This is a genomic window from Myroides sp. (assembly GCF_032073645.1).
In the GTDB taxonomy this organism is placed as follows: Bacteria; Bacteroidota; Bacteroidia; order Flavobacteriales; family Flavobacteriaceae; genus Flavobacterium; species Flavobacterium odoratimimum.
In genome coordinates, this window is the sequence record NZ_DAMANB010000007.1 from 38,340 (window position 1) to 56,151 (window position 17,812).

The 17,812-nt window shown below is 34.5% G+C and carries 13 protein-coding genes; 4 read left to right on the top strand and 9 right to left on the bottom strand.

The genetic code is table 11. The annotated features are described in order from the left end of the window. Window positions 1-53: 53 nt before the first annotated feature. Window positions 54-1,325 carry an ectonucleotide pyrophosphatase/phosphodiesterase gene (locus RT228_RS07160; protein ID WP_313138560.1) on the bottom strand — a complete coding sequence of 424 codons (1,272 nt, stop codon included), beginning with the start codon at window positions 1,323-1,325 and terminating at the stop codon, window positions 54-56. A gap of 98 nt (window positions 1,326-1,423) precedes the next feature. Between RT228_RS07160 and RT228_RS07165 the strand changes: the two genes are divergently transcribed. Both RT228_RS07165 and RT228_RS07170 read left to right on the top strand, forming a co-directional pair. Then, entirely contained in the window at window positions 1,424-2,215 is a 792-nt protein-coding gene (locus tag RT228_RS07165) for an NAD-dependent epimerase/dehydratase family protein (protein ID WP_006257820.1), read from the top strand. Between the two features lie 142 nt (window positions 2,216-2,357). Further along, window positions 2,358-3,197 carry a universal stress protein gene (locus tag RT228_RS07170; RefSeq protein WP_006257821.1) on the top strand — a complete coding sequence of 280 codons (840 nt, stop codon included), beginning with the start codon at window positions 2,358-2,360 and terminating at the stop codon, window positions 3,195-3,197. A 53-nt stretch (window positions 3,198-3,250) separates the two neighbouring features. On the opposite strand, the gene RT228_RS07175 is transcribed toward RT228_RS07170, so the two are convergent. The 6 genes from RT228_RS07175 to ricT all read right to left on the bottom strand — a co-directional run bounded on the left by RT228_RS07175 (window position 3,251) and on the right by ricT (window position 10,330). After that, a complete protein-coding gene (locus tag RT228_RS07175; RefSeq protein WP_313138561.1) occupies window positions 3,251-4,342 on the bottom strand; it encodes an AI-2E family transporter in 1,092 nt (363 codons plus the stop codon). A 111-nt stretch (window positions 4,343-4,453) separates the two neighbouring features. Further along, a complete protein-coding gene (locus RT228_RS07180; protein WP_006257823.1) occupies window positions 4,454-5,107 on the bottom strand; it encodes a CoA transferase subunit B in 654 nt (217 codons plus the stop codon). 20 nt (window positions 5,108-5,127) lie between these two features. Then, window positions 5,128-5,829 (bottom strand): CoA transferase subunit A, encoded by a 702-nt coding sequence (locus tag RT228_RS07185; RefSeq protein WP_313138562.1) that lies wholly within the window; start codon window positions 5,827-5,829, stop codon window positions 5,128-5,130. 69 nt (window positions 5,830-5,898) lie between these two features. Next, window positions 5,899-8,214: a transglycosylase domain-containing protein gene (locus tag RT228_RS07190; protein ID WP_006257825.1), complete on the bottom strand. Its 2,316-nt coding sequence runs from the start codon at window positions 8,212-8,214 to the stop codon at window positions 5,899-5,901. Between the two features lie 33 nt (window positions 8,215-8,247). Beyond that, window positions 8,248-8,742, bottom strand: a complete 495-nt coding sequence (locus tag RT228_RS07195) for a gliding motility lipoprotein GldH (protein ID WP_006257826.1) — start codon at window positions 8,740-8,742, stop codon at window positions 8,248-8,250. Next, on the bottom strand, window positions 8,729-10,330 hold the full coding sequence (ricT, locus tag RT228_RS07200; protein ID WP_006257827.1) for a stage 0 sporulation family protein: 1,602 nt from the start codon (window positions 10,328-10,330) through the stop codon (window positions 8,729-8,731). The genes RT228_RS07195 and ricT overlap by 14 nt, the downstream gene beginning before the upstream one ends. A 468-nt stretch (window positions 10,331-10,798) precedes the next feature. On the opposite strand from ricT, the gene RT228_RS07205 reads away from it, so the two are divergent. Further along, window positions 10,799-11,557 (top strand): 5'-methylthioadenosine/adenosylhomocysteine nucleosidase, encoded by a 759-nt coding sequence (locus tag RT228_RS07205; RefSeq protein WP_313138563.1) that lies wholly within the window; start codon window positions 10,799-10,801, stop codon window positions 11,555-11,557. A gap of 98 nt (window positions 11,558-11,655) precedes the next feature. On the opposite strand, the gene RT228_RS07210 is transcribed toward RT228_RS07205, so the two are convergent. Beyond that, on the bottom strand, window positions 11,656-13,677 hold the full coding sequence (locus RT228_RS07210; RefSeq protein ID WP_006262513.1) for a DUF5689 domain-containing protein: 2,022 nt from the start codon (window positions 13,675-13,677) through the stop codon (window positions 11,656-11,658). Between the two features lie 11 nt (window positions 13,678-13,688). Beyond that, entirely contained in the window at window positions 13,689-16,499 is a 2,811-nt protein-coding gene (locus RT228_RS07215; RefSeq protein ID WP_006262512.1) for a TonB-dependent receptor, read from the bottom strand. Between the two features lie 134 nt (window positions 16,500-16,633). Between RT228_RS07215 and RT228_RS07220 the strand changes: the two genes are divergently transcribed. Then, the gene (locus tag RT228_RS07220) at window positions 16,634-17,698 is read left to right on the top strand and encodes an endonuclease (protein ID WP_006257831.1); all 1,065 of its coding nucleotides are present in this window, start codon (window positions 16,634-16,636) and stop codon (window positions 17,696-17,698) included. Window positions 17,699-17,812 lie beyond the last annotated feature (114 nt).

Sequence of the window (17,812 nt, forward strand, 5' to 3'; positions counted from 1 at the left end):
CTTGTAGAGTACTCTACAAGCCTTTTCTTATTTCAATAAATAAATTATTCTGATTATTTCACTAATATTTCTTTAGCTACTTTATCTGTACCATCTATTTCTTCTGTAATCTCTAAACCTAATATCTTAGCGATAACAGGATATACATCAATGTTCTCAAATGTGCCTATCGTCTTCCCTGATTGGAACTGTGGTCCTTTAGCTAAGAATATAGCGTGCATCTCCTTAACAGAGTTTGGATCAAAACCATGACTTCCTGCTAATTTTCTGTTAGTAAAATAGTATGGAGCTTCCGCTGTCACCACGATATCCCCTATTCTACCAAAGCGATCATGCTCTTTGCTAAAATGAAACTCTTTAGGTAAATCTTCTGTTTTATACACTTTCATGTGTTTAGGGTTACTCGCTTTTTTAATCTTCTTATAGTACTTGTCTATCTGAGTCTTATCATTGATAAAAGCACTTATATAAGTACCATTACTCGCTAGTTTCATCTCATCTCCTTTTAACTTTAAAGGAAAGCTCAATAGCGTTTCTTGGTCAAGTGCTAGCATTCCGTGATCAGAGACAATCACATAGTTCACAGGTAAGTTTAACTTATCTACTGCTGCTACAAGTTTCTCTATAGATTGGTCAGCATAGTGAACTGCTTCTTTTGTCTCTTCTGCATCTGGTCCGAATCCATGACCTGCATGATCTACTTCTGGTAAATAGAAGGTAATGAAGTGAGGTCTTTTCTCTTCTGGTAATGTCAACCAATTCACTACTTCATTAATACGTCCATCCATATCAAACTTCTCAGAGTAAGCATAGTAATATGATGGTAAAGTCCCTTTAATAGGTGCTTCAGATCCAGGCCAATAGTAACATGCACTCAACATTCCTTGTTGCTCTGCTAATACCCATAATGGTGTACCTCCATACCAAGCAGGGTCGTGTACAGCTTTAGCATTTCTAAGAGAATATCTCTCCTCTATCTTTGGATCATACATATTATTACCAACTAAACCATGGTGTGAAGGATATAGTCCTGTCGCTATCGTATAATGGTTAGGGAAAGTAACTGATGGATAAGATGGTTGCATAGACTCTGCTCTCACACCTTCTTTTCCAAACTTCTCTAAAAACTTCGTTCCAAACTTCTCGATATAATCGTAACGGAAACCATCAATAGAGATCAAGATAACATAAGGTTTATCTACTTGTTTACTATCGTTAACTCGATTTTCTACTACGATTTGTTTTTGTACTTCTTGAGCAGAAACAGTGCTAGACATTGTCAAACACAACCCGAAAGTTAATAGGGGAAATAGTATTTTTTTCATGTTGTTTTGTTTTTCTTGACCAAATATCCGTAGATAAATTTATCCTTACAAAGTAAATTCCTATTTTTATAACTATTTTAAAAATTACACCACTTAATATGAAACATATAAGCATACTCGGTAGTGGATGGTTAGGTACACCATTGGCCGAAAATTTAATAGAAAAAGGATATCACGTCAAGGGCTCGACCACTACTCTAGCCAAAATGAATATCTTAGAGGAACATCAGATCAAGCCTTATCACATTAATCTATATGAAGATAATGTTCAGTTTTTAGATTCATTCATTGGCAATGCTGAACTTCTTATCATTACTATCCCTCCTATTAGAGATGAGCCTCAACCAACGTATGCTGAGAATTTTAAAAAGTTACTTCCTTATATTCGTAAACACAATATCAAGAATGTTATCATGATGAGTTCTGTATCTGTATATGCTCCACAAAACGAAGAGATCACAGAAGACAATCAACTATTCTCAAATGAACCTACAGCAGTACAGATTAGAGAAGCTGAAGATGTACTATTAAATGAAGATGGAATCAACACTTGTATCTTACGCTTAGGTGGATTATTCAGTGAAGAAAGAAAACCAGTAGACTACATCGTTCGAAGAAATATATTAGAGAACCCTGAGTTGCCTATTAATATGATTCATCTTAATGATATTATCACGCTATCTACTGCCATTATAGAAAAGGGATTCACAGGTAACCATATCTACAATATCGTATCACCTAAATATAAAAACAGGTTAGATTATTACACACAAGAGGCGACTAAACACAGTCTAACTTTACCTCCTATAGGAGAGAATAATAGCGCTTTTTACAAGAAAATCAGTGGAAATAAAATCGCTATGGCTACTGATTTATCGTATAAATTTTAGATAAAAAAAAAGCAATTATTCAAATATATGTTCTAGATTTTTCTAGTTAATCAATAGAAATGTATCATTAATTCTATTGTTATAAAAATAATTTACCATCATTTTTTTTAGTATCTTGTATGCTACAAGAAAGTCTTCTATTATGAAAAAGATATTATTTCCAACTGATTATTCAGAGACTGCAAACAATGCTTTTAAATATGCACTGCAGTTAGCTAACTATAGAGAGGCTGAGCTCTATGTATTACATGTCTATGATCCTCCTATTATATCGGGTGGTATCAGTCCACATCTAGTGGAAAATGTTATTAAGAAAAACGATTTTGAGAAACTGGAACAATTACATGCGAATAGCCCTGCACTTATCGAAACAAGACGTGAGCTAAACTTAGAACATGTACCTGTATTCTTTAAAGTAAAAGAGGGATTACTAATCCCTGAAATACTGAATGCTATTGAAGAAAATCACATTGACTTTCTAGTAATGGGTACTGATGGAGCGAATGCTAGTTTTCACAAAAAACTATTAGGATCTAATACTATCAATACAATTACAAAGGTAGATATACCTGTATTAAGTATTCCTAAAGAAGCTCATTTTAGAGATCTAAATAATATCATCTTTACTTCTCGCTTTGAACAAGAAGAGGAAGCTACGCTTGATGACCTTATTAAAGGTGTTGAAGCCAATAAAGCACATTTAAAAATAGTTCATGTTAAATCAAAAGGGTGTGTCTCATGCGAAGAGATATATAATAAATGGAAAGAGAAGTATAAAGATGCTCCTGTCAGCTTCCATATATTCAATGCAGAAAATATAGAGAAGACACTACTTGACTTTATAGAACATGAACCTGTAGATCTAGTAGCAACGATTAAAAGAAACAAAACTTTTATAGAGAATATCTTATCTAAGAGCGTTACACAGCACTTAGCTAAACGCTTAAAAGTTCCTTTCTTTGTGTATAAATCTAAGAAGTAAATCGCTTTAAAAGTAAAGAGGTTAGCCAATGGCTAACCTCTTTACTTTTATACTTACTCTTTATTTTCTTCTTCTATGTTTATCTTTTCGGGATAAGTCTCTTCTCCTAATAAATACCCCCAAGGTCTTAAACTATCTACGCGATCACATATAATCTTCATTATTGCTAAAGTAGGTATGGCTAATAACATACCTGATATTCCCCATGCCATCTCTCCTAAAATAAGGCCTACTATCACGGCCAAAGAATTGACTTTAACTTTAGAACCAACTATTTTAGGCATCACAATATTACCATCAATAGCATGGATAACAACAAAGGCTATTAACACAAATAACACCTTGGCTCCAGAAGCTGACGCAAATGTCACTAAAATAGTAATAACTAAAGCGATTAGAATACCGATATAAGGTAATACATTCAATACTCCCGTAATCAATGCTAGCATAAACGAATACTTAATATCTAGTATTAAAAACGCTATAAATGCTAATGTAGTAACGATCATCATCTGTAACATCAACCCTACTAAATACTTCTTCACCATATTCTGAATCGCATGTATCGTATCTAACACTTTATCCTTGTGATCACTGTGAAATAACATTAATACAAAGCGTACCAAATGTCCCCTATAGATCAATAGGAATACTGAATATAAGAACGTGAATACAAGAAACATTAATAAAGTAGACAAAGAACTCATAGCAGCTCCTAATATATCTGTACCTGTCTTTAGTGAATTAGATACAGCTGATTCTAAGTAATTCATTTGATTCTCCTTCGCAATACCAAACTTACTATACACCCATTCTTGGATATTAGAGACTCCTTCTAACAACTGCTGTTGGAATGCTGGCCAATCATCTTGTAAGTGTGTTAATTGCATTCCTATCAGCAATAGAACACTACTCAAAATAAGCAAAGCTAAGACTACAACTACTATAGAAGCAATACCACGAGAAAATCTAAATTTCTTCTCTAAAAACTCACTAAAAGGAACTAATAAAGAAGCTACCAATACACCTAAAAACATAGGTACAAATATGTTCTCAAGTAAAATAGCGATATAACTAAATACAACCAAGCTAAGTAAAACACAGGTTATCTTTAGATACAAAGGGAATTGGACAAACTTATTCATGTACATTTTTTATATAAAAATAAACAATTACAGACTTAATCAACATATATACATTCAGAAATAAAGAAGCTGAAATAAAAAAAGAGCTCTTAGAGCTCTTCTATTTAATTTTTATATTGTCATTTCAGGAATATCTCCCTCAATGATTAAAGTAACCTCAGTAGCCTTTATAATGTCTTCTACAGATACTCCTGGTGCTCTTTCTAATAGCTTAATACCTTGATCTGTTACTTCCATAACAGCTAACTCTGTAACTATCTTTTTAACACACTTCACACCTGTTAAGGGTAATGTACATTCTTTTAATATCTTAGACTCTCCAGCCTTATTCACATGCATCATCGCCACAATGATATTCTCTGCAGAAGCTACTAAATCCATAGCTCCTCCCATACCTTTTACCATCTTCCCAGGAATCTTCCAGTTCGCAATGTCTCCTTGCTCTGATACTTCCATAGCTCCTAGAATAGTTAAATCTACATGTTGTCCACGTATCATCCCAAAGCTAGTTGCCGAATCAAAAAAAGACGCCCCTGGTAAACTCGTAATCGTTTGTTTACCTGCATTAATTAAATCCGGGTCCTCCTCACCTTCATATGGAAAAGGCCCCATACCTAATATACCGTTCTCACTCTGAAACTCAACATTCATACCTTCAGGCACATAGTTTGCCACTAATGTTGGTATACCTATTCCTAAATTTACATAGAAGCCATCTTTAACTTCTTTTGCTATACGTTTTGCAATTCCTACTTTATCTAACATAACTTAAGTTTAAAAGGTGATTAATTCTTTGAACGAACTGTGCGTTGCTCAATTCTCTTCTCATACTGTTCTCCTTGAAAAATACGCTTAACGAATATCCCAGGTACATGTATTTCATTCGGATCTAATTGTCCTGCAGGAACTAATTCTTCCACTTCTGCTACAGTTATCTTAGCAGCTCCAGCCATACAAGCATTAAAATTACGCGCTGTTCCTTTAAAAACTAAATTACCTGCCTCATCACCTTTCCATGCTTTTACGATGGCAAAATCAGCGTCAAAGGCTAATTCTAATATATGTGGTTTACTTTTAAACTCTCTTACCTCTTTACCCTCTGCTACCTCAGTACCATACCCTGCTGGAGTATAAAAACCAGGGATCCCCATCTGAGCAGCTCTGCACTTCTCTGCTAAAGTACCCTGTGGAGTAAGCTCTACTTCTAACTCTCCAGATAACATTTGGCGTTCAAACTCTGCATTCTCTCCTACATAAGAAGAGATCATCTTCTTTATCTGACGCTTCTGTAATAATAATCCTAAGCCGAAATTATCTACACCTGCATTATTAGAAATGCACGTTAGACCACTTACGTTCTTCTTTACCAATTCGGCTATGCTATTCTCAGGAATACCACAAAGGCCAAATCCTCCTAACATGATAGTCATGTCATTCTGTATATCTGCTAAAGCTTCTTGAACATTAGCTACCTTTTTATTGATCATAATATTTGGTTTAGTAATATGTTCCTAAAATACAAAAAAAAACGCCTTTAAAAAAAGGCGTTTCTATTATTAAAAATCAAATTCTTCTGTATCTAAAGCTCCTTCAGAAACATCATCCGTTTCTGGTTGAACAATTTTCGTACAATCTACTCGTATAGATAGGTGTTCTGGTACAGGGAAGCCTGACTTAGCTACCTCTAAACTCTTATCAGCATAACACTTATTCATGAATATACCCCAAATAGGTAATGCTAATGTTGCTCCTTGTCCATAAGTCATCGTTCTAAAGTGAGCTGCTCTATCATCGTTACCAACCCATACTCCTGTTGCTAAATTTGGTACCATACCGATAAACCAACCATCACTATTGTTCTGACTCGTTCCTGTTTTACCTGCAATAGGGTTAGTAAACTTATAAGGGTGACCTGTTACACGTTTATAACCTGCACCTTGCCAAGTAGTACGTAATCTTACCCCTGATCCTGACTCAGTAACCCCTTCTAACAACTTAATGATAGCATAAGCTACATCCTTACTCACTACATCCTTTGTCTCAGGTATAGCATTGAATAAAATAACTCCATTCTTATCAGCTATGCGTGTAATAAAAATAGGCTTCACATAGATACCTTGATTCGCAAATGTACTATAAGCTGCCACCATATCACTAACAGTAATATCAACAGCTCCTAATGCAATCGCTGGACTTTGTGGAATATCTCCTGAGATACCTAAATCTCTACACATATTCACAACAGCCTTAGGCCCTACTTTATCCATCAACTTAGCTGTTATAGTATTTACAGATCCAGCTAAAGCTTGTTTTAAGGTCATAATACCTCTATAAGAACGGTTCGAGTTCTGAGGACTCCAATCTCTAGAAATACCATATCTACCTTTAGGCATAGTGAATGGTGAATCTATAATAGAGTCACATGGAGAATAATGTAATTGCTCTATAGCAGTAGCATATACAAATGGTTTAAATGTAGAACCTACTTGTCTCGCTCCTTGTCCTACGTGGTCATACTGGAAGTGTTTGTAATTTATACCTCCTACCCATGCTTTAATATGTCCTGTCTGAGGCTCCATTGCCATCATACCCGCTTGTAAGAAATGCTTATAATAACGGATAGAGTCTTTAGGAGTCATCACAGTATCTCTCTCTCCTTTCCAAGAGAAGATTCTCATCTCTGTTTTCACATCAAATGATTTGATGATATCACTCTCAGATTTACCTTGCTCCTTCATTTGTCTCCAACGCTCTGAAGTCTTCATTGCTCTCATCATAATATTATCAACCTCTTGTTGGTTAATTTTATAAAATGGAGCCATCTTATTATTCTTCTGATCTATAAAGAACTCTTCTTGTAAGTTAGCAATATGTGCTTCTACAGCTTCTTCACCATACTTCTGCATACGTGAGTCTATAGATACATATATCTTTAATCCATCGCGATAAATATCATAAGTAGTACCGTCTTTTTTAGGATTCTCTTTTACCCAACGGCGCATATAATCACGTAAATACTCACGGAAATAAGTAGCGATACCTTCTCTATGACTTTCTGGAGTGAAGTTTAATGCCAATGGTAACTCTTGTAGTTTTACACTTTCTTCTTTAGAAATAAAGCCATTACGAGCCATCTGGTGCAACACTACATTACGTCTTTTATGTACTAACTCAGGTCTACGAACAGGATTAAAATAAGCAGGATTTTGTAACATTCCTACGAACATAGCAGCCTCATCTATAGTAAGATCTTTAGGCTCTTTACCCATATAGATACGAGTAGCAGAGCGAATACCTACTGCATTATTAACAAAATCAGCTTTATTTAAATACATCGTAAGAATCTCTTCTTTTGTATACTGTCTTTCTAGTTTCACAGCGATAACCCATTCTTTTGCCTTTTGAGTAATACGCTTAGGCAAACTTCTTGACCCTTCTCCGTGAAACAATAATTTAGCTAACTGCTGTGTGATGGTACTAGCTCCACCACTACTTCCCACAGAAGTAATTGCTCTAAGTGTACCACGAGCATCTATACCTGAATGCTCTTTAAAGCGCTCATCTTCTGTAGCTATTAATGCATTAACTAAATACTCTGGTAAATCTTCATACTTAACAGGTACACGATTTTCTAAATAAAATTTACCTATCGTTTTACCGTCTGAAGAGATAATCTCAGTCGCTACATTGCTAGCAGGGTTCTCTAACTCATCGAAGGTTGGCATCGGCCCAAAAACTCCCCATGATGCGCATAAGAAAAAGAAAATAACTGCGGCAACCATTCCTAAGAATAGAATCCAAAACGCTTTTAAATAACCTCGCAAACTCTTTGGTTGCTTCTTATCCCCTCTTTTGTTTTTACTTGAACTCATAAAGTCTATAATACTTATAAATCTATTATTCTATTATTGTTTTTCTATACGAAAGCCTACTTCTGAAACCCCTTCTAAAGAATTAACTCCTTCTACTTCTCCTAATTCACGAACAACTTGTTCTATAGTAAACTTATAGCTTCCCTTAACAGGAAAAGCAAGGTCTTCTTTCAATTCTAGTTTGCTCTCCTTTACATCAGAAAAACCATTTCCTAATAACGTCCCATCTGGATTAGCCATTTGGAACTGTAGGGTGTCTATCACGACATCTAAATTAGGTTGATGCATTTTAAAAATAACAAATAAATTACTATAAGGATAGTTCTTATTCACTCTTATATTCAAATAAAGATTATGACGCTGTACTGTATCATGCACGTCATACACAAATGTTTTTACATCTGTTCTATCCCAAGCACCTGAAGTCTTCTGATATTGGTCAAAGACCATATTCGTATCTCTCTGACAAGATACAACAAAGAGCATCACAGCACTTAACACCAATAAATAACTACTAATTCTCTGCATTAGAATTGTCACTATTATTATCTTTTTTAAATCGTTTATTTCTATTTGGGCGGTTGCCTTTATGATGTTGTTTTGCCTTAGCAGTCCCTTCACCATCAGTACCTCCTTCATTAGATCCCTCTACAGGTTTCTTCTTTTCCTTAAAATGAGGTTTGCCTTCTCGCGGCCCCTTATTTTCATTTCTAGGTTCTCTAGGACCTTTCTGTTCTCTAGGCCCTCCTTTTACCTCTTTACGAGTATTTTTTTGTTCTCCCGTATTCTGTTTCTCAAGATTTACACCTTCTCTCTCTTTATTTCCCTCTGCTCTATTCTTGTTTCTATTACGAGATTGTTGCTTATCTCTAGGCTCTCTTTCACCTTGTTTAGGTTGCTTATTATTACGTGCCTCCCCATTAGATGTTTTCTCGCGAGATGTATTAGGAGCCTGAGTTTCTTGTCCCTCTCTAGCCTGCCCATCCTTCTTCTTATTATTTCTAGATGGCTTTTTCTTACGTTTAGGCTGATCAAAACGAGTAACGCTATCTTGTTCAGATGCATTGTTAAAGTCTATCTCCTCGCACTCTACTTCCAGCATATAACTCTCTAGCTCTTGTCCTTTCTGATCTTTTCTATTCAAAGCAAGAATCTCTTTCACCATCTCAGTAGACAGTACATACCAATTTGCAGAATTATTAATATAAGCAAACCACATTTGTCCTTTGAATATATCTATCTTCTGACATATTGCTAATCCTTTTACAGTCATTAGTTTTGTATCAGAATCAGGCATATCTTTTAAGGCTTCTAGATACGTATCTAGCTCAAAGTTTAAACAACATTTCAATTTACCACACTGTCCTGCTAACTTTTGCGGATTAAGTGATAACTGTTGATAACGTGCTGCAGAGGTATTTACACTTCTAAAGTCAGTTAACCAAGTAGAACAACATAATTCACGTCCACAAGACCCCACTCCACCTAGTCGAGCAGCTTCTTGTCTAAACCCAACCTGCTTCATCTCTATACGAATGCTAAACTCTCTGGCAAAGTCTTTAATTAACTGTCGGAAATCTACACGTTCACTCGCTGTATAATAAAAAGTAGCCTTAGAAGCATCACCTTGAAACTCTACATCAGAGATTTTCATCTCTAATTTTAAAGCTATAGCAATCTCACGAGCTCTAACTTTAACGGTCTCTTCTCTATTACGTGCCTCTTGCCAAATATCAATATCTTTTTGAGTTGCTTTTCGGTAGATTTTTAAAACCTCTCCATTAGGATCAGCTTTTTTCTTTTTCATCTGCACTTTCACTAACTCCCCTACTAATGAAACAATACCAATATCATGTCCAGGAGAAGATTCTGTAGCTACGATATCTCCCATAGAGATTGCAATCTCTTTTGGGTATCGATAAAAATCTTTTCTACCATTCTTAAAACGAACCTCTACTATATCATATATTTCGGTGCCATTAGGATAAACCATATTTGACAACCAATCAAAAACTGCTAATTTATTACAGCCGTCTGTTCCGCACGTCCCCTTATTCTGGCATCCCTTCGGGAGCCCACTACTATCTTTTTCTGTTGAACAATTTGTACAAGCCATCTAATAATTTTTATATATTGAATCCCTTTCGGGAATTATTGCATTTATTTACTCGCTGTAAAGATACTATTTTTACATCTCTCTTAAATAATTTTTTATTATACAACTATTTCACATCCTATTTCGCTTAATTATCTTATTTAAAATAGACTACAGCGCACATCTACACCTTACTTTACATTGTATTTTGGCCTTGATTTGTCCTAAAAAAATATCTTTTTAAACATCAGAAATGACAAGATATAAAAAGAAATACAACTTAACATGGTTATCTTATCATTAAAACATTCTTTTAATAACTCTTTATAAAAGTTAACATACTTATATCAAAGCATAATTTGAGAACAAGTATATTTGTTTTCTTACTAAAAATTTTCTATTAGCAAGGAAGTACACTAGTTCAATAACTTTCAGAATAGGTTGGATATAATTTTTGTAATTTTGATTACTCAAAATAGCACGAAACTTATGCACTCAACAAATACAATAGGTATATTAGGGGCAATTCCACAAGAAGTAAATGGAATTATCACTCAACTAAAAGATAAAACTGAAAGAAAAATAGGTAATCGAACTTACTATGAAGGTTATATACATAACCAAAAAGTAGTTGTAGTCTACTCTCGCATTGGTAAGGTAGCAGCTGCTGCAACTGTGGCAACACTTTTATTAGAGTTTAAAGTAGATCGTATTGCTTTTATTGGTGTAGCTGGCGGTATTCACCCTAATGTAAAAGTAGGTGATGTAGTCGTAGCAAAGGATTTGGTACAATATGATATGGATGCTTCTCCTCTAAGACCAAAATTTGAAATACCTCTACTAGGTAAAACGTATTTTGAAACTGATACTGATTGGTCAAAAGAGACTTGTAAGCATATAGAGAATATGTTTGGGCTAGAGAATCTACACCAACTAATTACACCATCAGAGTTAGCTAAATTTAATATTACTAAACCTACTGTTCATTATGGCACAATAGCTAGTGGGGATCAATTCTTCTCTACATCTGAACAAAAAAACAATCTTCAGTCACAATTACCAGAAGTATTATGTGTAGAAATGGAAGGAGCTGCAGTAGCTCAGGTTTGTTTTGAGTTTGGAGTACCGTTTATTGTGATACGTACAATCTCAGATAATGCAAATGAAGAGGCAAGCTTTAGTTTTCAATCATTCGTTGAAGAAGTGTCTCTTGTCTATGGCCAAGAGATCATCAATAAGATGTTTTAGTCCTATTCTAAAACAATAATTCTAGAATACACTCTAAGTAAAGAACAAAAAAAAGCTCGGCATAGCCGAGCTTTTTTTATTTATAAATCAGAATTTAACTACTTAATGAATTTAATATCATCAATATTAACTCTAAGTCTATTTTTTGTACTTCTTACAAAAGAAGCATTTTGTATTTTGATAGATACTTTATCAGTTGCTTTTGCTGCAATATCAAAAGAAGCAGTAGTTAACTCACCTCTTTTTCCAACTTTTTTCCCAGCTAACTTCCATGTTTTACCAGAATCTATTGAATAAAAGAACTCTACTGCAATCTCTTTGTCTGCGTCAGGATCTTCTTTAAAAGTAGCCCCACCAAATTGGAACTCTACTTTTTTCAAACCTGTAACAACAAACTTTGATTCTAAAAAAGCTTCTGCTTTATCGTTTCCACGAAATCTTATTGATTGTTCTCCTGAAGATTTTAAATCATTAGCGTCCGAATAAACACCACTATCAGAGAAAGACCATTTTCCGATTTCAAAATCTAATTCCTTAGCATCATAACTACTAGCTCTATCTTCCTTAGTAAATTTCTTTTCAAAATTTTCTACAAGTGCTTTTGCTTCTGGTAAGTCACCAGCAGGAACTTCTGGCTCAGTTGTACCTCCATCTCCAGGTGTACCATCCTCAAAACGAATTTCATCAATGATTAAATCATATGCTTGTTCTTTTCCAACCTTAATAGCAAAGAAATTACCAACTCCTGAAGTATTATATCCTGAACCTTCTGGAGCAGAAGTCAAGTCAAGAACAACTTTTACCCATTGTCCTTTAGTGTCGATATTACCTTTATATTCTGGAGTAGTATTATTCCCTAAAGGTGTAGTATTTGCTTTAACAACTCTATGCACAGATAGATTTCCTACATTATAAGCTACATAAGATTTTCCATCAGCTTTATACATAAGTGGTACTAAAGAAGCTCCAGCAGTTCCTTTTACTAAGAAAGATAATTTAGTTGCTCCCGTAGGTACATTCTTAACTTTTTCTAAAGTAAATAAGAAATCATTACCACTAGGAGTAGCTTTAATGCTCATTCCATTAGTATTATTCCATCCCTGTTTTTCAGCTAAAGCAACATGCTTCAATCCATAACTATTCACTACAGATGTAAAGTCCTCCCATTTATCAAAGTTAGCACCAGGGAAAGCAAGATATTTTCCTAACTCTAATTTCATATTAGGATCATCATAACTTCCTTCTTCACTACCTCCAGTATTCCCTTTGAAAGGGTCTTTATCCAATCCTACTAAGTCAAACATAGTACGAGGCACAAATTGATAATCTTTAGAGAATTTAGTCATTACCCCAGTCATAGTACCGCTCTTAGCAGGAACCTTCTGGTTTTTAAACCCTCCCGACTGTTCAGCTACTCTAAAAATCACAGCTGCAGAAACTGGTTCTTTCGCTTCTATTTCAACATTAGTAGCTTTATTTGTTGGTGAAACAATATTTTCTGGATCATAAAAAGTTTTATTCCAGAACTTCTCTTTAAACTGAACATCTTGAATAGTAACTAATTTACCTAAGTAATTATCAGTAATCGCTTCTTTTAAACTAACTACGTGGTTATATATTTTATTAAAATCATCACCTGTAATAGTTGCACAAGATCTATAGATATGTCTCGAAATATTAGTAATTGCAGCAGTATAATCTTTTGCTGGATCATCTTGCCCAATTGTTAATACTCCATTATCTATCTGAGTATATAAATCATTTAATTTAATATGGATTATTCTTCCTGCTGGATAAATTCCATATGTTCCACCCTTATTAATCTTAATACGAGCAGCAACACCACCATCGATTGTCTCAATATACAAATCTCTATAGAAGTTACCTCCTTCATCACTAGAAACAACTACACCAGAAATAAAATCTTCACTAGTAGATTCATATTTCTTTTTAGTTGTAGAAGAAAGTTTAAAAATTTCTTCAATTGTTCTATTTGCTTTTATCTGAGGCTCGTTACAATTTGTAACATCAGGTGTAGTAAAGTCATCATTTTTAGCACAACCTACAGCAAGAAGGCTGGCAAATGATATATATAAAATTGATTTAAAAATTGTTTTCATTGTTCTAAGAATTAGAAGTTGTAATAAACGTTTACAAAGAAATTACGTCCATAAGCATACCAGTACTTATTACCGAAAGTATTATAACCATGACCTTCGTTAACTAGTTGTCCATTATTAATAATTTCTTGCTTATAATTAGCATTTCTTGCTTGCTCAAACCCACCAGTTTTATAATGTCTATTGAATACATTATTAATACTAGCAAAGAAGCCAATTAGGTTTCTATTAGGTAATCTCCAAGATTTTCCTCCTGTAATATTAAATACAGTAAAGTCAGCTAATTTCTCTTGTTTAAGCATTCTATCCACATCTGCTTGATTAATATCTGCAAAAGATTGTCCAGGATACAATGGTTCAGTAACAAAGTTATCTGTTCTTCTTAGAGCAGAAACATTAGTATATGCATTATCCATATAGTTAACGTTCGCTCCTACCCACCAATAAGCTGGATCTCTATACTCAAGTCCTAAAGACAATGCTGTTTGAGGTCCATTCGCTACTTTATAATTCTTCAAATATGATTTTCCATAATCAAAAGTCTTAGCCACATTATCTGAATTTAAACGTAGAGTAGGATCATTTGTATAGAAAGATTGTCCTATTGCTGCTGCTGCAGTTGCTTTTAAAGTTTGAGTTAACTGGTACTCAGCTCCAAGCTCTAATCCTATATTACGCTTATTCACACCTGTTAATATTTCAGACACGAATGTTGATCCAGAACCATTATATAATTCTCCATCTTCTCCCATAATCCCAGCTCCATCAGCATAATAGAAATTAACTTGAGTACTATTTTTAATCTCAGATAAATATCCAGAAACACGAGCTTTTAACTTAGGTGTTCTAACTATATAGCTACCATCGACACTAAATATATCTTCATTAGTTAAATCTTTAGTAACTAAATTATTTACACGTCCATTAGCAAAAGTATTTCTAATAGATGGTGCTTGATTATAATAAGCTATATTCATATTAAGAGCATGACGCCCAGTAATATGGTAAGTAGCACCTCCTTTAAATCCGAAGTTATTAAAATCTACTAAACCACCTTTACCATAAGAATTGTTAGCATAAACACCATTTTTATACTTACCATCTCTTTCATAAGAAGTGTATCCTATCTTCTGTGCTAAATAGAAATCGAATTTATCATAATCAAAATTAAACTGTGTAAATACATCAATAATATTTGAATCTACAGTATAATTATATCCGAACTTATCTCCTTCTCCTACTTTGCGATTAGGATTATTTAAATCACTATGACTTTTAGCTTCATTTTGATAAGTATCAATATCTAAATAATAATCACCACCTAATAAATCAACTAGTTTTTTATAGTAAGATGAATGTACTCTTCTATAATTAAACCCTGCATCTAAAGTAACATGATCTGATAATACAGATTTTAAGTTAGTGTTAAACGAGAACGTTTTATCATCTTGACGATCTTCATATAATATAATTCTACTTCGACTATCAGCATAATTTTGGTTTACACCATAAATCCATTCCCAATCTAATTGGCCATTACCAACAAAATAATCTCTAGCTGCTGCTGCCCCCTCTACATCTGGAGTCCATTTTCTAATATCATCTCGATCCGTCTTGTTTAAAGCGAAACTTGGCATTCTTTGATAATATGTAGGGTCTGGATTTAAATTATCTTGGTATCCTAAACGACTGTTAGCAATATGTCCAAATTGATAAGAAGCGGTAGTAGTTAAGTTATTTAACTCATTTATTTTCCAGTAGTGCGTCAATTGGAAGATTGGTTCAGAAACATCTTTGTAACGAGAGTTTCTTTTATCCCCATTTTGATATCCCCAGTATGAATTGTATTTAAAATCTTTTAAATCAGCCTGCTCATCTGTAATAGGAGAGTTTTTCCCTCTTTTATTTTGAGCATAAATAGCTGTAAAGTTTAAACTGTGATTATCATTAAATTTCTTTTCAACAGCAGCAAATAAAGATAGTGCATCATAATTCGTTCCGTCAAAATAACCTTCTTTAGCTCCTCTATAAGATGCAGATAAAGCAAATGCCCATCCATTCTTATCTAAACCAGAAGAGTAAATAGCGTAAGGTCTCCAAGTATAGTTCGTATTAGAACCAGAGAAACCAGCTTTAGCACCTTTTCTGATTTGAGATGCTCTTGTAGTGATGTTTTGTGTTCCTAAGATTCCACCAAAAGAGAAATCTGAAGGAGTAGATCCTGAAGAGAAAACTTGGTTACGAGTAGCGTCATTTAGACCTCCCCAGTTCCCCCATTGTGGGCGACCATCATGAACTTTGTTCATCACCACCCCATTGATCATTGTCTTACCATATTCGTTATCAAGTCCACGCAATCTGTAGAATGCAGACCCCCAGTTATAAGCTGCTGCTTGTTGGAAAGGGTCTTTTGTAGCTTGTAACAAACCTGATGAAGTGTCGTTACTAGAGTCATCATCACTTAGGTCATTCTCCGTAAGTGTAATAAGCCCTAAATTTGCAATAGAAGCGAAATCCTCGTCTAAAGAAATTGTACCAAGGTCGATGATGCCATCACCTACCTCTACAGGTAAACGCTTTGTTACATATCCCACATAAGAGATTACAACATCATGGTTACCCGTTTTAACATTTTCTAAAGTGAATCTTCCTTCATTGTCTGTTAAAGAGGAAGTGGTAGTAGCCTGTACTCTTACAGATACCGCATTCATCGGCATCTGAGTGGTACCATCCACAACTTTCCCTTTAATTTCCTGAACTCCTTGTGCATAAGATATAACTACCTGCAACACAAAGAACAAACTAAATAAAAGTTTCTTCATAAATTAAAAATGATTAAAGTGCTATGTTAAGAAACACCGTAAGGTTATTTCTAATACAAAGGTATGTTATTATAATAATATTAGCTATTTTTGTCAAAGAAATAAGACAATTCTTTACTTAAATTAACCTAGTCATGCACATCAAACTTCAAAGAATCATTTTGTTGTTTGCTCTTATCACAATGGGAGCACAAGCACAAGAGAAAAAGTATGAGATTCAAACAATTGCGTTCTACAACTGCGAGAACTTGTTTGATACAATTAGAGACCCTAAAATTTATGATGAAGAGTGGACTCCTACAGGAGCACAAGCTTGGACATCTAAAAAGTACCAAAAGAAAATCCACAATCTTGCGAAAGTTATGTCTCAGATTGGTACGGACGAAAACACTAAAATGCCTGCAGTAATAGGCGTTGCTGAAGTTGAAAATAGAGCAGTTCTAGAAGACTTAGTACGCGACCCACAACTTGCACCTGGAGATTATGGTATAGCGCACTTTGACTCTCCTGACAAGCGTGGTATTGATGTAGGATTGTTATATCAGAAAAAACACTTCTCTGTAACTAATGCGACTCCGCATCCTCTTTATATCTACGATATGAATAAAGTAGACAAACATACAGGAGAAAAAGGTACTCGTATCTACACACGTGATCAGCTGTTAGTAACAGGTCTTTTAGATGGAGAGGAAGTACACTTCATCGTAAATCACTGGCCTTCTAGAGTGGGTGGAGAGAAAAGAAGTAGCCCATTACGTGAAGCTGCTGCTGCATTAAACAAAAAAATCATCGATTCATTATACACTATCAACCCAAATGCGAAAGTAATCACTATGGGAGATATGAATGACGGTCCATACAATAACAGTATGAAAAAAGTACTGAAAACAGCTGGTAAAAAATCTGAACTTACTCCACAAGGTCTTTTTAATCCAATGGAAAAAATGTCAAAAGATGGATTAGGGACATTAGCTTACCGTGATGCATGGGATGTTTTTGACCAAATGGTAATTAGCGAGCCTTATGTTAGAGATGATTACTCATCATGGGCATACTGGAAAGCGAAAATCTATAAAAAACCATTTATGGTTCAACCAACAGGACAATATAAAGGTTATCCTCTTAGAAATACTAATGGAGAACCAGGTTACAGTGACCACTTCCCTGTTTATATCTATCTAATTAGAGAATTAAAATAACATTACTTAATATAAGTATAAAGCCGTTTAAGACATCTTAAACGGCTTTTTTATTGACTCTAACTAACTAACTAACTAACTAACTAACTAACTAACTAACTAACTAACTAACTA